We start from the raw sequence: 23938 nt of genomic DNA on the forward strand, positions 1-23938 counted from the left end.
GCCCGGACCGGTCGCCCGGGCGTCTCGACGGGCTCGGTGCGCGGGATCGCGATAGGGTGACCGGGTGGATCGTGCCGAACTGTCCATCACCGTACACCGGTCAGGCGATGAAGTGGTGCTTCGCCTCGCCGGTGAGATCGACATGCTCACGGCCGCCCAACTCAGCACCGTGGTCAACGAGGTGTTGGCGGATGCTCCCCCCCGGATCGTGCTCGACCTGGGCGGCGTCACCTTCTGCGACTCGCAGGGTCTCGGCACCCTGGTCGTGCTCAGCCGCAAGGCCAGCCACGCCCAGTGCCTGCTGGTCCTCAGCAACGTGGGCGACTTCCTGCTCCGCGTCCTGGACATCACCGGCCTGCGCAGCGCCCTGATGATCCGCAACGAGACCGCCCCCTAGCGTCGACTATCCCGACCCGGCCGTCCTCTTCATCGACCTCGTCGGCTACCCGGACCCCAAGGTGGGGAAGAACCGGGTGCACGTCGACCTCGCCACCACCTCGGCGGCCCACCGGGCCGAGCTGGTCGAGCGCCTCACGGCGCTCGGCGCGACCCGCGCCGACGTGGGCCAGGGCGACGTCCCGTGGACGGTCATGGCCGACCCGGAGGGCAACGAGTTCTGCGTGCTGGACCCCCGGCCGGAGCACCGGGACACCGGACCGATCGCCGCCGTGGTGGTCGACTGCGCCGATCCGCGGGCCATGGCCCGGTTCTGGGGCGAGGCCACGGACTGGACCGTGCACGAGGTGACCGACTCCGAAGCCGTCCTGCGCTCCGCCCAGGGTGTCGGCCCGTACCTGCGGTTCCACCGCACGCCGGACGTGAAGACCGGGTGGAACCGCGTGCACCTCGACGTCCGCCCGTACCCGGGCGACGACCCGCAGGCCGAGGTGGCCCGGCTGCGGGCCCTCGGCGCGACCCCCGTCGAGCTGGACGGCATCCACTGGACGGTCCTCACCGACCCGGAGGGCAATGAGTTCTGCCTGCTCAGCCCGAAGTGACCGGTGGGGCCGCCGCGACCCGCCCTAGCCGATCGGCAGGTCGCGGCGGCGGAAGCCGGTCAACCCCACCGCCGCCAGCACCACCGCCAGGACGGTGAGCGCCCAGAGCGGGGTGGCGTCCCAGGCCGGCCGCAGCACCTGCGGGGTGTGGGTGAACGGGGAGAGGTCCAGCAGCCACTGGTCCAGCCTCAGCACCGGGCCGAGCTGGCCGAGCAGCACGCAGGCCGCCAACGCCGCCCAGACCAGCGGGGCCAGCCGGGGCAGCAGCCCGTAGAGGAGCACCGCCAGGCCGGCCAGCACCCAGGCCGCCGGCACCTGCGCCAGCCCGGCGGCGAGCAGCCGGGGCAGCTCGCCGGGCACGTCCCGCACGCTCAGCCCGTAGGTCAGGCCGGTGGCGAAGCCGGTCACCGCCAGCACCACCACCGGTCCGAGCAGCGCGAACACCAGGTGCGAGGCGAGCCACGCCGACCGGTGGGTGCCGGTGGCCAGCAGCGGTTCGGCCCGGCCGGCGGCCTCCTCCGACCGCATCCGCAGCGCCGCCTGCACGGCGTACCCGGCCGCCGCGAGGCCGGCCAGGCTCAACGTCGCCCCGAGGTATGCCTCGGACAGCGCCGTCGTACCGCCCATCCGGGCCAGGATCTCCTCCAGCTGCGGGTTCCCCTCGACCGACCGGCCGGCCGCCTTGGCGGCCCCGCCGAGGATCAACCCGAGCAGGCCGAAGCCGACCGACCACCAGAGGAGCTGCCCCCGGTGCAGCCGCCAGGCCAGCCCGAACGGCCCGGTCAGCGCCCGGCCCGCCCCGGCCGGCCCGAGTCGCGGCGGGAGCAGCCCCGCGCCCAGGTCCCGGCGGACCGACAGCGGGTACGCGACAGCGGCGAGCGCCACCGTCGCGGCGGGCGGTAGGAGCAGCACCCACCAGCGCTCCCCCTCGTACGGGCGGACCCGGGCCGCCCAGCCGAGCGGGGAGAGCCAGCTCAGCCACTCGTGCCGGCCGGCGTCCCCGGCCAACCGGAGCGCGAAGGCGAGCCCGAGGGCGGCGATGCCGATCCCCCGGGCGCCGCCCGCGCTCTCGGTGAGCTGGGCGGCCAGCCCGCCCAGGGTGGCGAAGACGACGCCGGTGAGCGTGACACCCAGCCCGTACGCGAGGGAGCCGGCGGTGGGCAGTCCGGCGGCGACCAGACCGGCGGCGGTGAGCAGGCCGAGCAGCAGGCTGGCCGCGTACGTCACGAGCAGCGCCGCGGTGAGCGCCGCGTACCGGCCGAGGACGCCACCGGCGAGCAGCTCGTGCCGGCCGGCCTCCTCCTCGGTGCGGGTGTGCCGGACGGCGGTGAGCAGGGTGGCCAGCGCGATGATCACCAGCAGGAAGCCGCCGCGCTGGGCGGTGAGCGCGCCGACGCTCTCGCCGTACACCGGGCCGAGCAGCGCGACGATCGACGGGTTGCGGGCGGTCCCGGCGGCGTACGCGGCCCGGTCGGCGGCGGTCGGGAAGAGTTCGAAGAAGCTGGTCGCGTACGTCATCGGCAGCACCGCGAGCGGCAGCACCCAGAGCGGCAGGACGATCCGGTCCCGGCGCAGGATCAGTCGGACCAGGTGCCGGGTGCCGGTGAGGGTGCTCATCGGGTCACCTCGGCCGGCGAGCCGGCGCCCGCCGCGCCCTCGTAGTGCCGCAGGAAGAGCTCCTCCAGCGTCGGCGGCTGGCTGACCAGGCTGCGTACGCCCAGCTCGGTGAGGTGACGCAGGGCGACGTCCAGCGCGGCGGTGTCCACGTCGAAGCGCACCCGCTGCCCGTCCACCCGCAGGTCGTGCACCCCGGGCAGCTGACCCAGCCCGTCGACCGCGCCGGTGATCTCGGCGTCGATCGCGGTGCGGTGCAGGTGCCGCAGCTCGGTCAGGGTGCCGCTCTCCACGGCCCGCCCGCCCCGGATGATGGTGACCCGGTCGCAGAGCGCCTCCACCTCGGCCAGGATGTGGCTGGAGAGCAGCACGGTGCGGCCGTCCCGCTTGGCCCGGCCGACCCACCGCTGGAAGACCTCCTCCATCAGCGGGTCCAGCCCGGAGGTGGGCTCGTCGAGGATCAGCAGCTCGACGTCGGAGGCGAGCGCGGCGACCAGGCCGACCTTCTGCCGGTTGCCCTTGGAGTAGGCGCGGCCCTTCTTGCGCGGGTCCAGCTCGAAGTCGTGCAGCAGCTCGGCGCGGCGCTGCGGGTCGAGGCCGCCGCGCATCCGGCCGAGCAGGTCGATCACCTCGCCGCCGGTCAGGTTCGGCCAGAGGGTGACGTCACCCGGCACGTACGCGAGCCGGCGGTGGAGTGCGACGGCGTCCCGCCACGGGTCGCCGCCGAGCAGTCGGACGGCCCCCGCGTCCGCCCGCAGCAGGCCGAGCAGCACCCGGATGGTGGTGGACTTGCCGGAGCCGTTGGGGCCCAGGAAGCCGTGCACCTCCCCGGGGCGGACGGTGAGGTCGAGTCCGTCGAGCGCCCTGACCCGGCCGAAGGTCTTCACCAGGCCGGACACCTCAATGGGAGTTTCCATGTTTTGGAAGCTACGCTTGTTTCACAAACTTGTGAAGACTGTGAGATCTGAGGCACGATCGGGTTCCCGACCACGACCAGGGAGAGCACACCGATGGCAGACGCGACCCGCCCCGCCCGCGACGAGGAGGAGGTCCACCTCTTCGTCGAACGGATGGCGATGGCGTTCGCCGACGTCGGCTTCCCCCGGATGGCCGCCCGAGCCCTCTTCGCCGTGATGAGCGCCGACGAGCCGCTCACCGCGGCCGAGATCGCTGAGCGGCTGGACGTCAGCGCCGCCGCGGTCTCCGGCGCGGTCCGCTACCTGACCCAGTTCGGCATGCTGGTCCGCGAGCCGGTCAAGGGCTCCCGCCGGGACCGCTACCGGATGCCCGACAATCCCTGGTACGAGGCCACGGTCACCAAGACCGGCCTCTACAAGAACTTCATCGACATCGCCAACAGCGGCGTGGACGCGCTGGACGGCCGGGCCACCCCCGCCGGCGAACGCGTCACCGAGATGCGGGACTTCTTCCTCTTCGTCCAGGAGGAGATCGACGCCCTCGGCGAACGCTGGCGCGCCCGCCGCGCCACCCGCCACCCCTGACCGGCTCCGCCGACAGGCCCACCACCAAGCCACCTCCCACCCGGTCGGGACGGGATCACCAGGACCACGACGAGGTGGGGCCGACCGTGCCCGGCGCAGGGATCAAGCCTGACCGCCCGGAGCCGGGCACGGTCGGCCCCACCCACCCACCCACGACCTAAGCGGAAGAACCCCAGCGAGCCTGCTCCAACAGCTCGACAGCCCGCTCGACCTCGTCCGACTGACCGGACCGCAGCAGCGTCGTAGCCTCGTCCACCGCGTCGCTGAGGTTGCGCCACTGGGTCTCCCGCTCGCGCACCACGTCGGACTGCATGGCCAGCTGCCGGGTCTTCACCCACAGCTCCACGAAGACGGAGACCTTGGCCCGCAGCACCCACGGGTCGAAGGGCTTGGTGAGGTAGTCGACGGCGCCGACCGCGTACCCGCGCAGGGCGAGCTGGGCGTCCTTGTCGGCCGCGGTGAGGAAGATGATCGGGACGTGCCGGGTCCGTTCCCGCCGCTTGATGTGGCTGGCGGTCTCGAAGCCGTCCATGTCGGGCATCTGCGCGTCCAGCAGGATCACCGCGAAGTCGTCGACCAGCAGCTGCTTCAGCGCCGCCTCGCCGCTCTCCACGGCCACGGACTGCACCGGGAGCCCCTGGAGGATCGCCTCCAGCGCCATCAGGTTCTCCCGGCGGTCGTCCACCAGCAGCGCCTTCGCCGTCTGCGTCACGAATGCTCCTCGCCTCGGCTGCCGTTGATCCAGGACGCCATCAGCTCGATCAGCTCGTCCAGGTCCACCGGCTTGGTGATGTAGTCGCTGCCACCGGCCGCCAGCGCGGATTCCCGGTCACCCGGCATCGCCTTCGCGGTGAGGAAGACGATCGGCAGGTCGGCGAAGCGGTGGTTGCGCCGAATCTGCCGGGTGGTCTCGTAGCCGTCCTGGTCGGGCATCATCGCGTCCATCAGCACGATGTCCACCTCCGGATGCTCGGCCAGCAGGCGAACCCCGTCCGCCCCGTTGTCCGAGTACAACACGGTCATGCCGTGCAGTTCCAACGCGGAGGTCAGCGCGAACACGTTCCGCACGTCGTCGTCCACGATCAACACGGTCGCGCCGTCGAGCTGCCGGGTGGCCGGCGCCGTCGCCGGCTGGGGCAGCAGCTCCATCGGCGGCATCAGCAACGACGAGGGCAGGCCGGCCCGCTGCGGGGACGGCGGCGCCGGCGCCACCACCGCGTCCGGCGCCAGCACATCGGGTACGAAGAGAGTGAACGTCGAGCCCTGGCCGGGCGCCGAGCTGACCGTGATCGAACCGCCGAGCAGTCGGGCCAGGTCCCGGCTGATCGACAACCCCAGCCCCGTCCCGCCGTACCGGCGGCTGGTGGTGCCGTCGGCCTGCTGGAACGCCTCGAAGATCAGCGACAGCTTGTCGTCCGACACGCCGATGCCGGTGTCGATGACGGTGAACGCGATCACCTGCTGCGCGTTGGTCAGCGCCGGCACGTCGAAGACCGCGTGCTCGGGCGCCGGCCCGATCCGCAGGGTGACCGCCCCGTTGTCGGTGAACTTCACCGCGTTGGAGAGCAGGTTGCGCAGGATCTGCTGCAACCGCTGGGCGTCGGTGACCAGCGCGGGCGGCAGCGTGCTGGCCACCCGTACCTGGAAGTCCAGGCCCTTCTCCTCGGCCTGCGGGGCGAACGCCTGCTCGACGTAGCTGCGAATCTCGTCGAACCGCACCTCGGTCGGCTCGACGTCCATCCGGCCAGCCTCGATCTTGGACAGGTCGAGGATGTCGTCGATCAGCGAGAGCAGGTCCGAGCCGGCGCTGTGGATGGTCCGGGCGAACTCGATCTGCTTGCGGCTGAGGTTCTGCTCCGAGTTCTCGGCCAGCAGCCGGGCCAGCAGCAGCAGCGAGTTCAGCGGCGTACGCAGCTCGTGGCTCATGTTGGCCAGGAACTCCGACTTGTACGCCGACGCCCGGGTGAGCTGCTGCGCCTTGTCCTCCAGCCCGAGCCGGGCCAGCTCGATCTCCCGGTTCTGGGTCTCGATGTTGGCCTTCTGCTCGGAGAGCAGCTGCGCCTTGTCCTCCAGTTCGGCGTTGGTGCGCTGCAACTCGGCCGACTGCTCCTGGAGCTCGTGGGCGAGCCGCTGCGACTGCGCCAGCAGCTCCTCCGTACGCCGGTTGGCCTGAATGGTGTTGACCGCCAGGCCGATGGTGAGCACCAGCCGCTCCAGGAACGACAGGTGCAGGTCGGAGAAGGTGGAGACCCCGGCGAACTCGATCACCCCGAGCAGTTCGCCCTCGAAGAGCACCGGCAGCACCACCAGGTCCGCCGGCGGGGTCTCGGCCAGCCCGGAGCGGAGCACCAGCCGCCCGTCGGGCTGCGCGTTGACCCGGATCGTCCGGCGGGACAGCGCCGCCTGCCCGACCAGCCCCTCACCGGGGCCGAACGTGACGTCGTGACCGCGGGCGACGTACCCGTAGGAGGCGGTCAGTCGCAGCCGCACACCCCCGTCGGAGCTGTCCGCCAGGAAGAACGCGCCGAGCTGCGCGTCCACCAGCGGGGTCACCTCCATCATGATCATGCGGCAGACCTCGCCCAGGTCCCGCTGGCCCTGGAGCAGACCGCCGATCCGGGCCAGGTTGGAGTCCAACCAGCCCTGCTCGGCGTTCTTCTTCGTGGTCTCCCGGAGGGTGACGATCATCTGGTTGATGTTGTCCTTCAGCTCGGCGACCTCACCCTGCGCCTTGACGGCGATCCGCTGGGTCAGGTCACCGCGGGTCACCGAGGTGGAGACCTGCGCGATCGCCCGCAGCTGGGTGGTGAGCGTCGAGGCGAGCTGGTTGACGTTCTCGGTCAGGTCCCGCCAGGTCCCCGAGACCCCCTTGACCTGGGCCTGACCACCGAGCTTGCCCTCGATGCCGACCTCGCGGGCCACCCGGGTCACCTCGTCGGCGAACGAGCTGAGCTGGTCGACCATCGTGTTGACGGTGTTCTTCAGCTCCAGGATCTCGCCCTGCGCGTCGACCGTGATCTTCTGGCCGAGGTCACCCTTGGCGACCGCCGTGGTGACCGAGGCGATGTTCCGCACCTGGCTGGTCAGGTTCGACGCCATCGAGTTCACGTTGTCGGTCAGGTCCCGCCAGGTCCCCGAGACCCCCTTGACCTGGGCCTGACCACCGAGCTTGCCCTCGGTGCCCACCTCGCGGGCCACCCGGGTCACCTCGTCGGCGAACGACGACAGCTGATCCACCATCGTGTTGACCGTGGACTTCAGCTCCAGGATCTCGCCCTGCGCGTCCACGGTGATCTTCTGCGACAGGTCACCCTTCGCGACGGCCGTCGAGACCTGCGCGATGTTGCGCACCTGGGCGGTCAGGTTCGACGCCATCGAGTTCACGTTGTCGGTCAGGTCCCGCCAGGTGCCGGCGACGCCGCGCACCTGGGCCTGACCACCGAGCTTGCCCTCGGTACCCACCTCGCGGGCCACCCGGGTCACCTCGTCGGCGAACGAGCTGAGCTGGTCCACCATCGTGTTGACGGTGGACTTCAGCTCCAGGATCTCACCCCGGGCGTCGACGGTGATCTTCTGCGACAGGTCACCCTTCGCCACCGCCGTGGTGACCGAGGCGATGTTCCGCACCTGGCTGGTCAGGTTCGACGCCATCGAGTTCACGTTGTCGGTCAGGTCCCGCCAGGTCCCCGAAACGCCCTTGACCTGGGCCTGACCGCCCAGCTTGCCCTCGGTGCCGACCTCGCGGGCCACCCGGGTCACCTCGTCGGCGAACGAGCTGAGCTGGTCCACCATCGTGTTGACGGTGTTCTTCAGCTCCAGGATCTCACCCTGCGCGTCGACGGTGATCTTCTGCGACAGGTCGCCCTTCGCCACCGCCGTGGAGACCTGGGAGATGTTGCGGACCTGGCTGGTCAGGTTGCCGGCGAGCTGGTTGACGTTCTCCGTCAGGTCCCGCCAGGTGCCGGAGACCCCACGCACCTGGGCCTGACCACCCAGCTTGCCCTCAATGCCCACCTCACGGGCCACCCGGGTCACCTCGTCGGCGAACGAGCTGAGCTGGTCCACCATCGTGTTGACGGTGTCCTTGAGCTCCAGGATCTCGCCCTGCGCCGCCACGGTGATCTTCTGCGACAGGTCACCCCGGGCGACCGCCGTGGAGACCTGCGCGATGTTGCGCACCTGGGCGGTCAGGTTCGACGCCATCGAGTTGACGCTGTCGGTCAGGTCCTTCCAGGTGCCGGCGACGTTGGGCACCTCCGCCTGACCGCCGAGCTTGCCCTCGGTACCCACCTCGCGGGCCACCCGGGTCACCTGCTCGGCGAAGAGCCGCAGCGTGTCGGTGAGCGAGTTCATCGTGTCGGCCAGCTCGGCGACCTCACCCCGGGCCCCGACGGTGATCTTCTGCGACAGGTCGCCGCGGGCCACCGCCGTCGCCACCTGGGAGATCGAGCGCACCTGGCCGGTCAGGTTCGAGGCCATGGTGTTCACCGAGTCGGTGAGGTCCTTCCAGGTGCCGGCGACGCCCCGGACGTCGGCCTGGCCGCCCAGCTTGCCCTCGGTGCCCACCTCGCGGGCCACCCGGGTCACCTCGTTGGAGAAGGATGAGAGCTGGTCGACCATCGTGTTCACCGTGCGGCCGATGCGCAGGTACTCGCCGCGCAGCGGGCGACCGTCGATCTCCAGCGCCATGTGCTGCGACAGGTCGCCGTCGGCCACCGCCACGATCACCCGGGCGATCTCCGTGGTCGGGCGGCCCAGGTCGTCGATCAGCGAGTTGATCGCCCGCTGCCCCTCCGCCCACGAGCCCTCCAGGCCCTCCTCGTCGAGGCGCTCGGTGAGCCGGCCGTCCCGGCCGACGATCCGGCTGATCCGGCGCAGGTCCAGGTGCTGCCGCTCCTGGAGCGCCACCACGTCGTTGAAGGCGTCGGCGACCTCGCCGGCCGCACCCGCCCGCCGCGGCAACCGGACCTTCAGGTCACCCCCACGCACCCGGCGCAGGGCCTGCGCCAACTCCGCGAGCATCGCCTCGTGGTCGGGAGCGGACGAATCCGCGGCAACCGGGTTTCTCGCCGTCGTCATCATTCCCTCACTCAGCTCGGGGGCCTCCGGCTCGTGGCGACCTGCCGGCCATCCCATCATTGTGCCCGCGCCCCCGTCGAGGCCGCGCCGCCCGGCCCGCCGCCGCCCCGGCGCGTCGCCGTCCGCCCAGCTCGGCGGCACACTCCGACACCGGGCGACGCCCCGCCCGGGTTGGCACCCGGGGCCGGACGGTGGAGGATGTCGGGGTGTCAGCGGAGACGGGGCCCGCGACGAGCGACGGCCCGCAGGAGCACGTGCGGCGCGTCCGCCTCCCCGCCGACCGGCGTACGCCCGCGGCGGCGCGCGCCCTGGTCCGCTCCGTGCTCGCCGAGGCCGAGCTGGAGGAGCTGCTCAACGAGGCGCTGCTGCTCACCACCGAACTCTCCACCAACGCCGTCGAGCACGCCCGGACGGAACTGGACATCGAGGTCGTCGCGGACACGATCGGGTTGACCGTCACCGTCACCGACTTCGCCGGGGGGCCCGCGGACGAACTGGTCGTCGGCGTACGCAACGACTCGTCCGAGATCGGCGAGGTGGCCGAGCGGGGACGGGGACTGCTCCTGGTCGACCACTTCGCCAGCCGCTGGGGCACCACCTACCAGCCCAGCGGCAAGGGGGTGTGGTTCCGGCTCGACCGACACGGCACCGACCTGGGCGGGCCGGGCGGGCATCTCCCGGCCGCAGGCGGGAACGGCGGGCACGTGGAGAGCTCGACGCCCAGCGCCGCCGCGATGAGCGAGCTGATGCAGACCACCCCCGACCCGTACGCCGACGACCCGCTGCCCGAGTTCGCCACCGACCTGCTCACCCGGGTCGCCGAGATGGTGGGCGCGGCCGGCGGGGTGGTCCGGCTGGACCGGGGCGACGGGCCGAGTCCCCAGGTGCTCGCCCGGTACGGCCGGCAGCCCCGCCCCGACAACGAGCTGCTCCGGGTGCCGCTCGCCGTGCACCGCCCGTACGCCGGGGAGCTGGAGCTGGACGCGGCGCCCAGCGCGTATGCCCGGCCGCTGGCCGTGCTGGCCGCCGAACGGCTCTCCCTGCACCTGGAGAACGACCGGCTGCGCCGGGCGGACACCCGGCGGCAGGCGTGGCTGACCTTCCTGGCCGAGGCGAGTGAGCTGCTCGCCCAGTCGCTGGACGTCGAGCTGACCATGGCGTTGATCCCCCAGCTGGTGGTGCCCCGGCTCGGTCAGTGGTGCGCGGTGCACACCACCGACGAGTGGGGGCGGCTCAAGCTCGCCGCCGCCACCCACGCCGACGAGTCGGTGCTGCCCCAACTGCACAAGGCGCTCCAGGCCACCGGCCCGGACTCGGTGCACGCCCGCCTCCGGGAGGCGTCGCGCAGCGCCGCCCAGGTGCCGCTGGGCGCCCCCATGGAGGGTTTCGCGGTGCCGCTGATCGCCCGTGGCCAGCGGCTCGGCACCCTGGCGGTGGGTCGGCATCCGCGGCACCGGCACGACCCGGACGAAATCTCCGTGCTGGAGGACGTCGCCCGCCGAGCTGCCCTGGCCATCGAGAACGCCCGGATCCACGCCGAGCGGCGGCGGGTCGCGCAGACCCTCCAGCAGTCCCTGCTTCCCCCGGTGCTGCCGGTGATCGAGGGCATCGGCTTCGCCGCCGAGTACGTGCCGACCGGCGACGATGCCGAGGTGGGCGGCGACTTCTACGACGTGGTGCCGCTGCCGGACGGGCGCTGGCTGATGGTGATCGGCGACGTCTCCGGCAAGGGGGTGCAGGCCGCGGCGGTGACCGGGCTGGTCCGCGACGTCATCCGGGTGCTCGCCGGGGACGGCAAGCCGCTGCCGGAGGTGCTCAACCGGCTCAACGAGACGCTGGTCGAGCGGGGCGGTGGCCGCTACTGCACGCTCGCCCTGGCGGCCGTCGGCCCCGGTGACGGCAACCAGCTCGACGTCTCCCTGCACCTGGCCGGCCACGACCGGCCGGTGCTGCTGCGCGGCGGGGGCGGAGCGGCGTTCACCGGCACCGGTGGCACCGCCCTCGGCCTGCTCGACTCGATCACCACGCCGACCGCCGAGATCCCGCTCGACCCGGGCGACTCGCTGATCTTCTACACCGACGGGGTCACCGAGCGGCGGCGCGGCCGGGAGCTCTTCGGCACCGAACGGCTGCGTGATGCCGCCGCCCCGCTGGCCGGGTACTCGGCCGACGTGGTCGCCGCCCGACTCCGGGCCACCGCGATCAACTTCTCGGTGGAGGCGCCCCGGGACGACATCGCCGTGCTGGTGCTCCGCAACGACGCCCTCTGAGCCGCGCGGGGCAGCGCGGGGCCCCCTCGACTCGCTAGCGTGCCGGTATGTCGAGCGACACCGCCGCCGGGACGCCGGCCGCACCCCGGCTCCGCCTCGTCACCGCCGCGAACCTCCTGCTCGTCGGCGCGTTCCTGCTGATCCTCGCCACCTGGCTCGCCCGGATGGCCGGCGAGGGGGTCGGCCCGGGCGAACTGGCCGCCGGTGGCTACGACCCCAAGGACGTGGTCCCGTTCGGTATCACCTGGGCCAACCCGATCGGCTGGCTCTATCTGGTGGTGCTGCTGGTCTATCTCTTCGCCGCGTTCCTCGGGCCGGTGGTCGCGACCTGGACGGTCGTCGTGCTGGCCCGGCGCTGGGAGCGGCTGACGGCCGGCCGACGGACCCTCCTGCTGGCCGCCCTCTTCGCGACCGTGACGGTCACCGCGCTGCGGGTCAGCCCGCTGCTGGAGCCGATGAACCGCTGGCTGGCGGACTGAGCGGCACCGCGACGCCGGCGCTTGCGGTGCCGCGCCTTTCGAGCTGATGATGCGAACGATTCACGCCGCCGCCCGGCAGGTTGAGTCGGTGACGTCATCAGGTCGACAGGGGCCGGCGAACCTCTCCCCTGGTCACGCGGCAAGCGCCAACCTGGCCCTGGAAACGGCCGGAGTCCGCCCCCGGGCCGCGGCCGCTAGGAGCGCCCGGGGCAGCGCTGGTCACAGGCCGCCAGGCAGGCGACCCGGGGCCAGTCGCCGGTGCGGGTCGAGGTGCTCCTTGGCCGCGCGCAGTCGGGGGATCACCGCCGGCTCGCCCCAGATGTCGACGGCCTGCCGGACCGCCGGCGGCGCGGAGAGCACCACGCAGCGGCCCCGCCGGGCCAGCAGCACGCCCCGGACGGCGGCCAGGATCGAGGCCACCCGCTCGGCGGGCAGCGCGCCGGGCAACGCGGCGTGCACCACGCCCAGGCCGGCGGAGCCGCGGACCGGGACCGGGGTGCCGGCGGCGTCGCGGAGCGCGTACACGGCGGCGTGCAGGTCACTTATCGGCACCTCCACCCGCAGCGCGGTGTCACCCGGGGCGAACGGGTAGCGCCGCCACCACTCCGGCGGGGAATGGTCCACGGTGGCGTCGCCGGTCACCAAGGCCACCAGCCGGTCGGCACGCTCGGTCACCTCGGCCGGCCCGCCCTCCAGGAGCACGGCGAGGGTGCCGGCACCGTCCCGGGCGGGGGTCGGACCGAGCCGCCGGCCGGTCATCGAGGGGTGGTTGGCGAGCGCCGCGGCCCGGGCCGCGCTGATCGGCCGCCGGGCCCGGGAGCCGGCCGCCGGCAGGTCCAGCTCGATCGCGGCCGGGTCGAGGCGGGCGGCGAGGACGGCCCGGATCAGGTCGTGCACCTCCAGCGGGGTCCACACCGGACGGGAGATCCACACCCGGCTGGCCGGCAGCGCCTGGGCGCGCAGCGTGGCCGAGACCAGCACGCCCAACCCACCCTGCGACCCGCAGAGCAGCCGGCCCAGATCGAGCCCGACCGGCGGGGTGGTCGTCACCCGGTCGACCCCGCCGATCCCGGCGCTGAGCAGCTCGCCGTCGGCCCGCAACCAGCGCAACCCGACCAGTTGCTCGCAGGCGGTGCCGTGCCGCAGCCGCAGCGGCCCGGCCTCGTCCGCGGCGAGCACGCCACCGAGGGTGGCCCCGGGGGACGGCGGGTCGAGCGGGAGCCGCCGGCCGGTCCGTTCCAGGGTGGCCTGCACGGCGCGCAACGGCGTACCGGCGCCGACCTCGGCCACCGGCGATCCGGTGGGCTGGTGACCGATCCCGGCGAGCCGGCCGGTGTCGAGCAGGATGTCCACCCGCGCCGGTGCGGCACCCCAGTCGATCTTCGTGCCCGCACCGCGGGGCACCACGGTCAGGTCGTGCCGGGCGGCCAGCCGCAGCACCTCGGCCGCGGCCTCCGGCCCACCCGGCACCGCCACCCAGCGGGCGGAGCGGCCGGCCACCTCGTCGGCGGCCCCGGCGAACCGGGCGAACGGCGGGCCACAGATCCCGGTCAGCCTGCGGGTGATCTCCGTCGCGCCGGTCGAACTCGCTGCCGCCATGCCGGCTATCGTACACATGTTCGAAAGCCCGTGGTGATCGTTCGCCCCGCGGCCCGATGGCCCGGCCGGCGACCCTCCGGCCGGTAACCTGACCCGCGTGACCACCAAGACCACAGCGCCCGTCGCCAAGCGCGTCCCCACCGAGCGGACCCACCACGGCGACACGTTCGTCGACGAGTACGCCTGGCTCGCCGGCAAGGACGACCCGGAGACGATCGCCCACCTCACGGCGGAGAACGCGTACACCGAGGCGCGGACCGCGCACCTGGAGAAGCTGCGCGAGGAGCTGTTCGAGGAGACCCGCCGGCGCACCCAGGAGACCGACCTGTCGGTGCCCACCCGCAAGGGCGGCCACTGGTACTACACCCGCACCGTGGAGGGCCAGCAGTACGGCGTGCACTGCCGCCGCGCGGTCCGCGACGGTGAGACCGTCCCGCCGGTCAGCGCGGACGGCGCCCCGCTCGACGGCGAGGAGGTGCTGCTCGACGGCAACCTGCTCGCCGAGGGGCACGACTTCTTCGCCCTCGGCGCGTTCGACGTCAGCCCCGACGGACGCTGGCTGGCGTACTCGACGGACTTCGCCGGCGACGAGCGGTTCACCCTGCGGATCAAGGACCTGAGCACCGGCGAGGTGCTCGCCGACGAGGTGCCCGACACGTTCTACGGCACGGCCTGGTCCGCCGACGCCACCGTGCTCTTCTACGTCACCGTCGACGAGGCCTGGCGGCCCGACCGGGTCTGGCGGCACACCGTCGGCACCCCGTCGGGCCAGGACGTGGTGGTCCACGCCGAGGCCGACGAGCGGTTCTGGGTCGGTGTCGAGCTGACCCGCTCCGAGCGGTTCGTCGTCATCGACATCCACAGCAAGGTCACCAGCGAGGTCCGGGTCGTCCCGGCCGCCAACCCCACCGGCGAGCCGGCGATCGTCGCCCCGCGCCGGCAGGGCGTCGAGTACGCCGTCGAACACCACGGCCACCGCTTCCTGATCCTGCACAACAACGGCGCCGAGGACTTCGCGCTGGCCTGGACCTCGGCCGACGCCCCCGGCGACTGGGTGCCGCTGATCGACCACTCGCCGGGCACCCGGCTGGAGGCGGTCGACGCCTTCGAGAACCACCTCGTCGTCTCGCTGCGCACCGGCGGCCTCACCGGGCTGCGGGTGCTCCCGGTCGGCGGCGGCGACCCGCACGACATCGACTTCCCCGAGCCGATCTACAGCGTCGGCCTGGACGCCAACCCGGAGTACCGCACCACCACCGTGCGGATGCGCTACACCTCGCTGGTCACCCCCGACTCGGTCTACGACTACGACCTGGTCACCCGGGAGATGGTGCTGCGCCGGCGCAAGCCGGTCCGGCCCGGACCGGACGGGCGGGCGTACGACCCGGCCGACTACGAGCAGCACCGCGACTGGGCGCTGGCCGACGACGGCACCCGGGTGCCGATCTCGCTGGTCTGCCGCGCCGGCACCCCGCGCGACGGTTCCGCCCCGGCCGTCATCTACGGCTACGGCTCGTACGAGGCCAGCATGGACCCGTGGTTCTCGGTGGCCCGGCTCTCCCTGCTCGACCGGGGCGTCATCTTCGCCGTCGCGCACATCCGCGGCGGCGGCGAACTGGGCCGGCGCTGGTACGACGAGGGCAAGCTGCTGGCCAAGAAGAACACCTTCACCGACTTCGTGGCCTGCGCCCGGCACCTGGTCAAGGCGGGCTGGACGGCGAGCGACCGGCTGGTCGCCCGGGGCGCCTCGGCCGGTGGGCTGCTGATGGGCGCGGTGGCCAACCTCGCCCCGGACGCCTTCGCCGGCATCGTCGCGCAGGTGCCCTTCGTGGACGCGCTCACCTCCATCCTCGACCCGTCGCTGCCGTTGACGGTCACCGAGTGGGAGGAGTGGGGCAACCCGCTCGACGACCCGGAGGTGTACGCCTACATGAAGGGCTACACCCCGTACGAGAACGTGTCGGCTGTGGACTACCCGGCGATCCTGGCCGTGACCAGCCTCAACGACACCCGGGTGCTCTACCACGAGCCGGCCAAGTGGATCGCCCGGCTGCGGGAGGTGGCGCCGCGGGGCGACTACCTGCTCAAGACCGAGATGGGCGCCGGGCACGGCGGCCCGAGCGGCCGGTACGACGCCTGGCGCGAGGAGGCGTTCATCAACGCCTGGATCCTGGACCGCCTCGGCCGCGCCTGAGGTGCAAGGAGGGGCCCCCTGTTAACGCCTGAGGTATAGCAGGGGCCCCTTCTTAACACCCGGTCGCCGCGCGACCCCGGTCCGTGGCACACGTCGGCGCCTAGACCGCGCGGGTGGACGAGGCCGGCGGGGCGGACGTACCCGAGGTCGGGGCGCGACGGTCGCCCACCCGCCCGGCCGGGCTACCGCATCACCGCGGCCCGGCCCGCCACCCGTCGGCCAGGACGGCGAAGACCAGTTGGTCGGCCCACTCGCCCCGGAACCGGTAACTGCGGAGGTGGTGCGCCTCCCGGCGCATGCCGAGACGGGTCATCAGGCGGGCCGACGCGTCGTTCCGGCCGTGACACCGGCCGTAGATCCGGTGCAGCCCGAACTCGGTGAACCCCCAGTCCATCAGCGCCGCGACGGCTTCCGTGGCCAGCCCACGACCGCCGTGGTCGGGGTGGAAGACGTACCCGATCTCCCCGGTACGGTCGCGGTCGCTGCGCCAGACCAGCTCCACGGTCCCGATCACCCTGCCCTCGGTCGCCACGGCCAGGGTCAGGCAGTCGCCCTCCGCGCGCAGCGCGTCCTCGCCCGCCATGGCGGCCACCGACGCCCGCGACTGCTCGCGGCTACGCGGCTCGGCCCCGAGCATCCAGCGGACGACGTCGGGCCGGCGCTGGTACGCGTACACGTCGTCGAGGTCGTCCGGCGTGAACGGGCGCAGGGTGAGCCGCGAGGTGCGGATCGGGTACGCCGGTCGGAACATCAGGCGATGGTAGGCACGCCGCGGCCGGCGGCTCTCCCCATTACCGGCCGACGGCCGGCACCTAGACTGCGCGGGTGAGCGAGGCCGACGACGAGGAACGGGCCGGGACGGACGTACCCACGGCCGGGGCGGAACCGGGGGCGGCCCGGCGCGGGCCCACCTGGCTGATCCTCGCGGTGGTCGCCGCCGCCCTGCTGGTCTGCTGCTGCTCGGCGGTGATCGGCCTGGCGGTCTCCTGGCGGACCGGCCTCTTCGGCGGCTGACCGCCCCGCAGGTGTTAACAGGGGCCCCTTCCTATACCGCAGGCGTTAACAGGGGGCCCCTCCTTACACCTCGACAAGGGCGGCGGCCTCGCCGGTGCGGACCATCCGCTGCCACCGCAGCCGGTTGCCGATCACCGCGGTCACCACCGACTGCACCACCACCAGGTACATCACCTGCCGGTAGACCAGCTGCTGGAACGGCAGCGTCCAGAGCGGACCGAACCGCTCCCGGTCCAGGCGCAGCGCGTACGCCGCGGTGAAGCCCTGGAGCAGGAGCAGACCCAGCCAGGCCACCGCCAGCTTCGTCCAGGGCAGGAAGACCAGGCCGTAGAGGGCGAACACGTCCACCGCCGGCGCGGTCAGCGGCAACACGACCTGGAACACCGTCAGGTACGGCAGGCCGCGACGGCCCAACCGGCCACCGGTGCCCGGCTCCCGCAGCGACCCGCGGTGCTTCCACATCGCCTGGAGGGTGCCGTAGCACCAGCGGTACCGCTGCCGCCAGAGCTGCCGCAGCGACGACGGCGCCTCGGTCCAGGCGATCGCCGACTCCTCGTACGTCACCCGCCAGCCGGCCCGGAGCACCTTCATGGTCAGGTCGGTGTCCTCGGCGAGGGTGTCCGACGGGACCCCGCCCACGCCGACCAGCACCTGCCGGCGGAACGCGCCGATCGCGCCGGGGATGGTCGGCATGCACCGGAGCACGTCGTACATCCGGCGGTCCAGGTTGAAGCCGATCACGTACTCCAGGTGCTGCCAGCGGCCGAGCAGCCGGCGCCGGTTCGCCACCTTGGTGTTGCCGGAGATCGCGCCCACCGTCGGGTCGGCGAAGCCCTGCACCAGCCGACCGACGGTGTCCGGCTGGAAGACGGTGTCGCCGTCCACCAGCACCAGCAGGTCGGCGCGGGCGGCCCGGATGCCGGTGTTCAGGGCGGCCGGCTTGCCGGCGTTGGCCTGCCGGATCACCCGCACCCCGCGCAGCCGCATCCGCTCCACGATGTCGGCGGTGCCGTCGCTGGACCCGTCGTCCACCACGATCACCTCCAGCGCCGGGTACGCGCTGGCCACCAGCGACCGCACCGTCGCGGCGATGTTCGCGGCCTCGTTGTACGCCGGCACGATCACCGACACCGGGGCGTCCACCGGCGGCCGGTGGCGCTTCGGCCGGCGGACCCGCCGCACGTGCACCTGGGCGCAGACCACCTGCACGGCCAGCCGGGCCAGGCCGAGCACCAGGGCCACCCCGAGCAGGCCGTTCATCACCGCCGCCAACCCGGCCGCCCCGCTCTGCGCCCAGCGCAGCGCCGTACCGCTGAACCGGGTGGCGAGCCCCGCCTCGACCGTCGAGTCGAGGGCGCCGATGCCCTGCGACACGGTGGCGAACCGGTAGCCCTGCCCGGTCAGCCGGGGCAGCAGCCGGTCCAGCGCGGCCACCGTCTGGCTCCGGTCCCCACCGCCGTCGTGCATCAGCACCACCGCGCCCCGGCCGCCCTGCGGGGTGGCCGCCCGGACGATCGCCGGGGCGCCGGGCCGCCGCCAGTCGTTGCTGTCCAGATCGGCGAGGACCGCCACGTGACCGGTACGCGCGGCGGCGCGCAGCGCGTCGTACTGGAGGTCGGTCATCGCCGACACGGTCGAGGAGAACGGCGGTCGGAGCAGGGTGGCCTCCCGGCCGGTGGCCGCCGCTATCGCCTTGCGGGTCAGCGACAGCTCCAACTCGGCCCGCCAGGGCGGCGCCTCCCCCAGGTCGGTGTGGGTGAAGGAGTGCGAGCCCAGCTCGTGGCCCTCGGCGAGGATCCGCCGGACCAGCTCCGGGTGCGCGTTGACCCGGGCGCCGACCACGAAGAAGGTGGCGTGCGCGTGGTGCCGGCGCAGCACGTCGAGCACCTGCGGCGTCCAGCGCGGATCCGGCCCGTCGTCGAAGGTCAGCGCTATCGTCCGGGTGGGCATCCGGCGGGTGACCGGCTTCGCCCGGTCCAGCCGCAGGACCGGGCCCCCGGCGGTGGCCTCCGGCGGCGCGGGTGAGGCGTACGCGGCGGACGGGCCCGAACCCCCGGCCATGCCGGTCACCACGGCGTGCAGGCTGAGCGCCGCCAGCAGGACGGCCAGACCCAGCAGGAGCAGGAGCCAGTGCGCCCGGGGATCACGACGGGCTGCGTGCAGGGCCATCGTCAGGGCTTACCCGGGGACCTGCTCGGCTTGGCGGTGCTCCGCCGCTCGTACCCCTGGCCGGGCGGGCTGGTGGACGGGGTGGGCTGGGGGGTGGGTGCCGCCGTCGTGGTGGCGGTCGGGTCGGCCGCGGTGGTCGTCGTGGTCCTTGCGGTGGCCGGCGTGGTCCCGGCGGTCGCGGTCCGGGTCGGCACCGGGGCGGTGGTGCTGGTCGCCGCGCTCGGGCGCGGGCGCTGCCGGCTGGCCGGCTGCCCGGCCTCGTCGATGTCCTGGCGCACGCCCGCCTCGATCGGCGCGGGCCGCCGGCCCTGCTCCGACCAGCCCGGCAGCGACACGGACGAGTCGGAGAGGAGCCCGGCGGCGATCAGCCCGACGCTGGCGAGCAGGCCGAGGCCCATGACGGTCCCGGCCACCATGGTGAGCCGGCGACGCCGGCCGGTCCGATCGACGAACACCGGCGGCAGGCCGCCCGGCTGGTTCTGCATCTGGTGAACTCCCGCTGTCGCATTCGGCGGGGCGGGCTCCGCCCCGGACGCGGGCCCGTGGGCGGGCCTTCCGCAGGCAACAGCGCCCCGGCGAACCGCAGCGTTACGTCCGGCTTCGGGCGATCCGCGTACCCCGGACCGCCGCCGTGACCTGCCCCGGCGGCGGCGCGGCGGCGCCGAGTCAGGCGGCCGGGGCCCAGCGCGGGTCGCGGCCGGTACGGGCCAGCAGCCGGTCCAGCTCGGTCACCCCCGGGGCGGTCTCCACCGGCGGGCCGAAGGCGCCCATCTCCTGCCCCGTGGTGCCCATCCGGTCCATGAAGCCGTGCAGCGCGACCAACGCGTCCGGCGCGGCCGCCACCGGCTGCCCGGTGGCCCGGGCCAGGTCCCAGCCGTGCACGGTCAGGTCGGCCAGCAGCATGGCCCCGACGACGGCCTGCGGCAGCCCCATCCCCGGCGACTCCCCCTCCACGGCGGCCGGATCCGACCAGGCCTCGACCACCCGCTCCACCTCGGCCGCGAACCGGTCCCGCCAGCCCGCGGCGAGCCGGTCCTCCTTGGCCGCCCAGTCGACCTCCTGGCGCCGGGCCAACGCCTGGAAGTTGACCACCACGTCGAAGAGGTGGTTGAGCAGATCACGCACCCGGAACTCGGGGCACGGGGTCGGCAGGTCCAGCTGATCGTCGGCGACCCCCCGGACCACCGCCACCGTCGCAGGTGCGGTCCCGGCCAGCAGCTCACTAGTCTTCGTGCTCATACGGGCAGCTTAAGAGGGCGGTCTTGAAGAAATGCGACAGCGACCCCGCGGCGACGACCGGGGGATCCTCGACCCCGGGCGGCTACGACGCCAGGTCCGGTTCCGCCGCCGGCTGCCCGCCCCCGCGCTGCTGCCCTACGTGGAGCACTACTGGCTGATCGACTGGACGCTGCCGGAGCCGTACGAGCAGCGGCTGGTCCCGCACCCGGCGGTCAACGTGGTCTTCCACGGCAACGACGACGGGCCGGAGACCGCCGAACTGGCCGGCGTGGACACCCGACTCTTCTCGATCACGCTGCACGGCACCGGCCGGGCCAGCGGGGCGCAGTTCCGGCCGGGCGGCTTCCGCCCGTTCTGGCGGCGGCCGGTCGCCGAGCTGACCGGGCTCCGGCAGCCGCTGGCCGGGCTGGGCCTGCCGGTCCCCGCCGGCCGGATCGGCGCGGGCACCGACGACGACCGCTGCCGGCGGCTGGACGCCCTCCTCACCGGCTGGTCACCGGAGCCCGACCCGGTCACCGCCGAGGTCGTCGCGCTGGTCGAGGAGATCCGCGTCGACCGCGGGGTGCTGCGGGTGGACGACTTCGCCCGCCGGCACGACCTGAACACCAGACGGCTGCAACGGCTCTTCCTGGACCACGTGGGGATCGGGCCGAAGTGGGTGATCCGCCGGTACCGGCTCCAGGAGGCGATCGAGCGGGCCGCCGTCGGGCCGCTCGACTGGGCCACCCTCGCCGCCGACCTGGGCTACGCCGACCAGGCCCACCTGGTCCGTGACTTCACCGCCGTCACCGGCGTCTCCCCCGCCGCGTACGCCCGCTCGCTGGGCTGACCCCGGCCGGGCGGGTGGCCGGGCGTTAAGAAGGGGCCCCTGCTATACCCCAGGCGTTAACAGGGGGCCCCTGCTTGCACCTCAGCGGCGGCGCAGGGCCACCACGGCCACGTCGTCGTGGATCTCGTCGGGGGCCAGCTCGACCAGCAGCCGCTCGCAGAACCGGTCCAGGTCGTCGTCGACCCGCTCGGCGCAGGCGGCCAGCGCCGCCAACCCCTCGTCGATGGTGGCGTCCCGCCGCTCGATCAGCCCGTCGGTGTAGAGCACCAGCGTGGCGCCGGCCGGCAGCACGAACTCCAGGTCCGCCGGCCGGGGTGCGCGGACCCCGAGCAGCGGGGCGTAGTGCTCCACGTACTCCGTCCGGCCGGCGCGGCTGATCAACGCCGGCAGGTGACCGGCGCTGGCCAGCCGGACCCGCCCCGACGGCGGGTGCAGCAGCAACAGGCAGATGGTGGCCAGCTCGTTGGGGAGCAGCGTACGCATCAGCTCGTTGACCCGTTCCAGGATCACGCCCGGCTGGTGCCCCTCCACCGCGTACGCCCGGACGGCGTGCCGGAGCTCGGCCATCACCGTCGCCGCGTGCAGCGAGTGGCCGGCGACGTCGCCGATCGCCATCAGCAGGTGCCCGTCGAGCATCACCAGCTCGTAGAAGTCGCCACCGACCTCGGTCTGCGCGCTGGCCGGCTCGTAGCGCACGGCGAGGTCCAGCCCGGCGATCTCCGGGATCCGCCGGGGCAGCAGGCTGCGTTGCAGGGTCACCGCGATCCGGTGCTCCTCGTCGAAGGAGCGCTGCGCCTCCACGGCCGCCGCGACCGCCTGGGCGAGCTGCACCAGCACCGGGGTGCGCGCGGTCTGGGTGTGCGAGGGGACCACCACGTAGAGCGGGGCGCGGTCGTCGCGCAGCTTCGCGGCGGCCACCGTGACCAGGCCACCGGTCGGCCAGTCGACCAGCGCCCAGTTGGCCGGGTCGTCCGAGCGCACCGTGGAGCCGGTGGGCACGCCGGTGTCGTCGACGATCCACGGGACGATCCGCCCCGGGTCGCCGGGACCGGCGGCCACGCCGGCGATGCAGTCACCGTCGAAGGTCTCCGCGACCACCGCCGCGGGGCCCTTGAAGATCTGCGCGGCGCCCACCGCGGCGGCCTCCAGCAGCCGGGCGAAGTTCGGCGCGGCGTGCACCGCGACGGTGGTGTCGGCGAGCCCGGTCAGCCGTTCGGCGAGCAGCTCGGCCCGCTGCCGCGCCTGGTAGTAGCGGAGCACCGCGTGCGCGGTGGCGATCAGTTCCTCCGGCTCGATCGGCTCGGCCAGGTACGCGTCCGCACCCCGGGTCAGCCCCTGGGCGCGGTCGTTCACGTCCACGGCGTGCGCGGAGACGTGGATGACCGGGATGGCCGGGTGCGCCTCCTTGATCCGTTCGCACACCTCGAAGCCGCTCAGGTCGGGCAGCCGGACGTCGAGCACCACCAGGTCGAAGGCCTGCCGGGCCACCCACTCCAGCGCCGCCCCGCCGCTCTCCGCCTCGATCACGTCGAAGCCGGCCCGGGTGAGCCAGCTGACCAGCAGGTAGCGCTTGGTCCGGCTGTCGTCGACGACCAGCACGGTCGGGGCCGTGACCGGTGCGGTCATGCCCGTTCCACGGGAAGGGTGACGGTGAAGGTGCTGCCCCGGCCGGGCTCGCTGGTCAGCTCCAACGTCCCGCCGAGCAGGGTGACCAGCCGCCGCGCGTACGGCAGGCCGAGGCCGGTGCCGCGGACCCGGGTGTTCCCCGGCACCTGGTAGAACTCCTCGAAGATCCGCTCCTGAAGCTCGGCCGGGATGCCGGCGCCGGTGTCGGCCACGGTGAGCCGCCACCGGTCGCCGAGCCGTTCCGCGCGCATCCGGACCTCACCCCGTTCGGTGAACTTCAACCCGTTGTGCAGCAGGTTACGCAGCACCTGGGCCAGCAGCACCTCGTCCGACACGACGACCGCGGGGGTCGGCGGCTCCTCCACCACCAGCTCGACCTCGGGTCGGGCACTCAGCGCCCGCAGGGTGCCCCGCAGCTGCCCGAAGACGACCCGCAGGTCCACCTCCGCCCAGTCCGGCTCGATCCGGCCGGACTCCGCCTTGGCCAGGTCGAGCAGGTCGTTGACCAGGGTGAGCAGGTCGGTCGCCGAGGACCGGATCAGCCCGATCTGCTCCGACTGGGCGGCGGTGAGCGGGTCGGACGCCGAGTCGGTGAGCAGCCGCCCCAGCCCGATGATCGCGGTCACCGGGGCGCGCAGCTCGTGCGAGACGTTCGCCAGGAACCGGCTCTTGGACTCGCTGGCCGCCCGCAGCTGCGCCGACTTCTCGTCCAGCTCGGCGTAGAGGGCCACCACGCCCCGGTTGGTCTCCTCCAGCTCCTCGGAGAGCTGGGTGTAGAGGGCCATCACGCCGCGGTTGGTCTCCTCCAGCTCCGCGTTCAGCACGGCCAGCTCGTCGCGCTGGCTACGGACCTCGTCCAGCGCGGCGATCAGCTGGGCGTTCTGCGTGGCCAGCTCGTCCAGGGCGCTGCCCGGGACGACCTGCCCGAGCTCGGCGCGGAGCTCGGCCAGTCGCTCCGGGGTCAGCGCCTGCGCGTTGGCCGGGATCCGTCGGGACATCCTCACGACCGTATCCCCCTCACTGCCGACCACGCTCAGCGTGTCCACCAGACGTGCCACCGCACCCGACCGGGGCTCGTACCAGCCGTCGGGCAGGGGCCGTACCGGCGCCAGGTCGACCCGCAGGTGGTGGCGGCCGTCGACCGCCTCGAAGACGGCGCCGAAGGCGACGTCCGCGCCGGCGGCGGCGTGCAGCAGGTCCCGGGCCACCTCGCTGAGGGCGGTGGCCAGCCGGACCTGGTCCTGGTGCTCCAGCCCGACCGCCGCGGCGACCTCCCGACCCCGCTGGCGGATCAGGAAGATGTCCTGCTCCACCCGCAGCGCCATC

At 73.5% G+C, this 23938-nt stretch carries 18 protein-coding genes and 1 pseudogene; 8 read left to right on the forward strand and 11 right to left on the reverse strand.

All coding sequences use genetic code 11. The annotated features are described in order from the left end of the window. Nucleotides 1-64: 64 nt before the first annotated feature. Both GA0070564_RS05980 and GA0070564_RS05985 read left to right on the forward strand, forming a co-directional pair. Nucleotides 65-397 carry an STAS domain-containing protein gene (locus GA0070564_RS05980; protein ID WP_091603580.1) on the forward strand — a complete coding sequence of 111 codons (333 nt, stop codon included), beginning with the start codon at nt 65-67 and terminating at the stop codon, nt 395-397. Continuing rightward, nucleotides 390-998, forward strand: a pseudogene (locus tag GA0070564_RS05985) (VOC family protein); the annotation flags it as partial. The gene GA0070564_RS05980 and the pseudogene GA0070564_RS05985, both read left to right, overlap by 8 nt. A gap of 24 nt (nt 999-1022) precedes the next feature. Here the strand turns inward: GA0070564_RS05985 and GA0070564_RS05990 are convergent. Together GA0070564_RS05990 and GA0070564_RS05995 are read right to left on the reverse strand one after the other, a co-directional pair. Beyond that, complete coding sequence (locus GA0070564_RS05990) at nt 1023-2615, reverse strand: ABC transporter permease (RefSeq protein WP_091603583.1); 1593 nt, start codon at nt 2613-2615, stop codon at nt 1023-1025. Next, a complete protein-coding gene (locus tag GA0070564_RS05995) occupies nt 2612-3529 on the reverse strand; it encodes an ABC transporter ATP-binding protein (RefSeq protein WP_091603586.1) in 918 nt (305 codons plus the stop codon). The genes GA0070564_RS05990 and GA0070564_RS05995 overlap by 4 nt, the downstream gene beginning before the upstream one ends. Before the next feature lie 93 nt (nt 3530-3622). Here GA0070564_RS05995 and GA0070564_RS06000 point away from each other — a divergent pair, with 93 nt between their 5' ends. After that, complete coding sequence (locus tag GA0070564_RS06000) at nt 3623-4114, forward strand: GbsR/MarR family transcriptional regulator (RefSeq protein WP_091603589.1); 492 nt, start codon at nt 3623-3625, stop codon at nt 4112-4114. A gap of 157 nt (nt 4115-4271) precedes the next feature. On the opposite strand, the gene GA0070564_RS06005 is transcribed toward GA0070564_RS06000, so the two are convergent. Further along, on the reverse strand, nt 4272-4826 hold the full coding sequence (locus tag GA0070564_RS06005; RefSeq protein WP_091603592.1) for a response regulator: 555 nt from the start codon (nt 4824-4826) through the stop codon (nt 4272-4274). Continuing rightward, the gene (locus GA0070564_RS06010; protein WP_091604638.1) at nt 4823-9193 is read right to left on the reverse strand and encodes a hybrid sensor histidine kinase/response regulator; all 4371 of its coding nucleotides are present in this window, start codon (nt 9191-9193) and stop codon (nt 4823-4825) included. The genes GA0070564_RS06005 and GA0070564_RS06010 overlap by 4 nt, the downstream gene beginning before the upstream one ends. A 206-nt stretch (nt 9194-9399) precedes the next feature. Here GA0070564_RS06010 and GA0070564_RS06015 point away from each other — a divergent pair, with 206 nt between their 5' ends. Then, entirely contained in the window at nt 9400-11463 is a 2064-nt protein-coding gene (locus GA0070564_RS06015) for a SpoIIE family protein phosphatase (protein ID WP_091603595.1), read from the forward strand. A gap of 47 nt (nt 11464-11510) precedes the next feature. Then, nucleotides 11511-11942 carry a hypothetical protein gene (locus tag GA0070564_RS06020; protein ID WP_091603597.1) on the forward strand — a complete coding sequence of 144 codons (432 nt, stop codon included), beginning with the start codon at nt 11511-11513 and terminating at the stop codon, nt 11940-11942. A gap of 219 nt (nt 11943-12161) precedes the next feature. Here the strand turns inward: GA0070564_RS06020 and GA0070564_RS06025 are convergent, their stop codons facing one another. Then, complete coding sequence (locus tag GA0070564_RS06025; RefSeq protein WP_091603600.1) at nt 12162-13541, reverse strand: FAD-binding oxidoreductase; 1380 nt, start codon at nt 13539-13541, stop codon at nt 12162-12164. A gap of 97 nt (nt 13542-13638) precedes the next feature. Here GA0070564_RS06025 and GA0070564_RS06030 point away from each other — a divergent pair, with 97 nt between their 5' ends. Continuing rightward, nucleotides 13639-15735 carry a S9 family peptidase gene (locus tag GA0070564_RS06030; RefSeq protein ID WP_091603603.1) on the forward strand — a complete coding sequence of 699 codons (2097 nt, stop codon included), beginning with the start codon at nt 13639-13641 and terminating at the stop codon, nt 15733-15735. Between the two features lie 190 nt (nt 15736-15925). Here the strand turns inward: GA0070564_RS06030 and GA0070564_RS06035 are convergent, their stop codons facing one another. After that, nucleotides 15926-16486, reverse strand: a complete 561-nt coding sequence (locus GA0070564_RS06035) for a GNAT family N-acetyltransferase (protein WP_091603605.1) — start codon at nt 16484-16486, stop codon at nt 15926-15928. A gap of 74 nt (nt 16487-16560) precedes the next feature. On the opposite strand from GA0070564_RS06035, the gene GA0070564_RS06040 reads away from it, so the two are divergent. After that, entirely contained in the window at nt 16561-16749 is a 189-nt protein-coding gene (locus tag GA0070564_RS06040; protein WP_091603608.1) for a hypothetical protein, read from the forward strand. Between the two features lie 63 nt (nt 16750-16812). On the opposite strand, the gene GA0070564_RS06045 is transcribed toward GA0070564_RS06040, so the two are convergent. The 3 genes from GA0070564_RS06045 to GA0070564_RS06055 form a co-directional block, all read right to left on the reverse strand. After that, nucleotides 16813-18918 (reverse strand): bifunctional polysaccharide deacetylase/glycosyltransferase family 2 protein, encoded by a 2106-nt coding sequence (locus GA0070564_RS06045; protein ID WP_091603611.1) that lies wholly within the window; start codon nt 18916-18918, stop codon nt 16813-16815. 2 nt (nt 18919-18920) lie between these two features. Continuing rightward, a complete protein-coding gene (locus GA0070564_RS06050; protein WP_091603614.1) occupies nt 18921-19403 on the reverse strand; it encodes a hypothetical protein in 483 nt (160 codons plus the stop codon). Nucleotides 19404-19584: 181 nt separating this feature from the next. Next, entirely contained in the window at nt 19585-20157 is a 573-nt protein-coding gene (locus tag GA0070564_RS06055; protein ID WP_091603618.1) for a TIGR03086 family metal-binding protein, read from the reverse strand. Between the two features lie 31 nt (nt 20158-20188). Here GA0070564_RS06055 and GA0070564_RS06060 point away from each other — a divergent pair, with 31 nt between their 5' ends. Then, entirely contained in the window at nt 20189-20986 is a 798-nt protein-coding gene (locus GA0070564_RS06060; RefSeq protein WP_091603620.1) for a helix-turn-helix domain-containing protein, read from the forward strand. An 81-nt stretch (nt 20987-21067) separates the two neighbouring features. On the opposite strand, the gene GA0070564_RS06065 is transcribed toward GA0070564_RS06060, so the two are convergent. Then, nucleotides 21068-22612, reverse strand: a complete 1545-nt coding sequence (locus GA0070564_RS06065; protein ID WP_091603623.1) for a SpoIIE family protein phosphatase — start codon at nt 22610-22612, stop codon at nt 21068-21070. After that, nucleotides 22609-23937, reverse strand: a complete 1329-nt coding sequence (locus tag GA0070564_RS06070) for an ATP-binding protein (protein WP_091604641.1) — start codon at nt 23935-23937, stop codon at nt 22609-22611. Before GA0070564_RS06070 ends, GA0070564_RS06065 begins: the two co-directional genes overlap by 4 nt. Nucleotide 23938: the final 1 nt, after the last annotated feature.

The organism is Micromonospora mirobrigensis, assembly GCF_900091555.1.
Lineage (GTDB): Bacteria > Actinomycetota > Actinomycetes > Mycobacteriales > Micromonosporaceae > Micromonospora > Micromonospora mirobrigensis.

Coding starts and splice junctions, on each gene's coding strand:
- GA0070564_RS05990 (WP_091603583.1), bottom strand. CDS start 2,615: ATGAGCACCCTCACCGGCACCCGGCACCTGGTCCGACTGATCCTGCGC.
- GA0070564_RS05995 (WP_091603586.1), bottom strand. CDS start 3,529: ATGGAAACTCCCATTGAGGTGTCCGGCCTGGTGAAGACCTTCGGCCGG.
- GA0070564_RS06000 (WP_091603589.1), top strand. CDS start 3,623: ATGGCAGACGCGACCCGCCCCGCCCGCGACGAGGAGGAGGTCCACCTC.
- GA0070564_RS06010 (WP_091604638.1), bottom strand. CDS start 9,193: ATGACGACGGCGAGAAACCCGGTTGCCGCGGATTCGTCCGCTCCCGAC.
- GA0070564_RS06020 (WP_091603597.1), top strand. CDS start 11,511: ATGTCGAGCGACACCGCCGCCGGGACGCCGGCCGCACCCCGGCTCCGC.
- GA0070564_RS06025 (WP_091603600.1), bottom strand. CDS start 13,541: ATGGCGGCAGCGAGTTCGACCGGCGCGACGGAGATCACCCGCAGGCTG.
- GA0070564_RS06035 (WP_091603605.1), bottom strand. CDS start 16,486: ATGTTCCGACCGGCGTACCCGATCCGCACCTCGCGGCTCACCCTGCGC.
- GA0070564_RS06045 (WP_091603611.1), bottom strand. CDS start 18,918: ATGGCCCTGCACGCAGCCCGTCGTGATCCCCGGGCGCACTGGCTCCTG.
- GA0070564_RS06050 (WP_091603614.1), bottom strand. CDS start 19,403: ATGCAGAACCAGCCGGGCGGCCTGCCGCCGGTGTTCGTCGATCGGACC.
- GA0070564_RS06055 (WP_091603618.1), bottom strand. CDS start 20,157: ATGAGCACGAAGACTAGTGAGCTGCTGGCCGGGACCGCACCTGCGACG.
- GA0070564_RS06060 (WP_091603620.1), top strand. CDS start 20,189: ATGCGACAGCGACCCCGCGGCGACGACCGGGGGATCCTCGACCCCGGG.
- GA0070564_RS06065 (WP_091603623.1), bottom strand. CDS start 22,612: ATGACCGCACCGGTCACGGCCCCGACCGTGCTGGTCGTCGACGACAGC.
- GA0070564_RS06070 (WP_091604641.1), bottom strand. CDS start 23,937: ATGGCGCTGCGGGTGGAGCAGGACATCTTCCTGATCCGCCAGCGGGGT.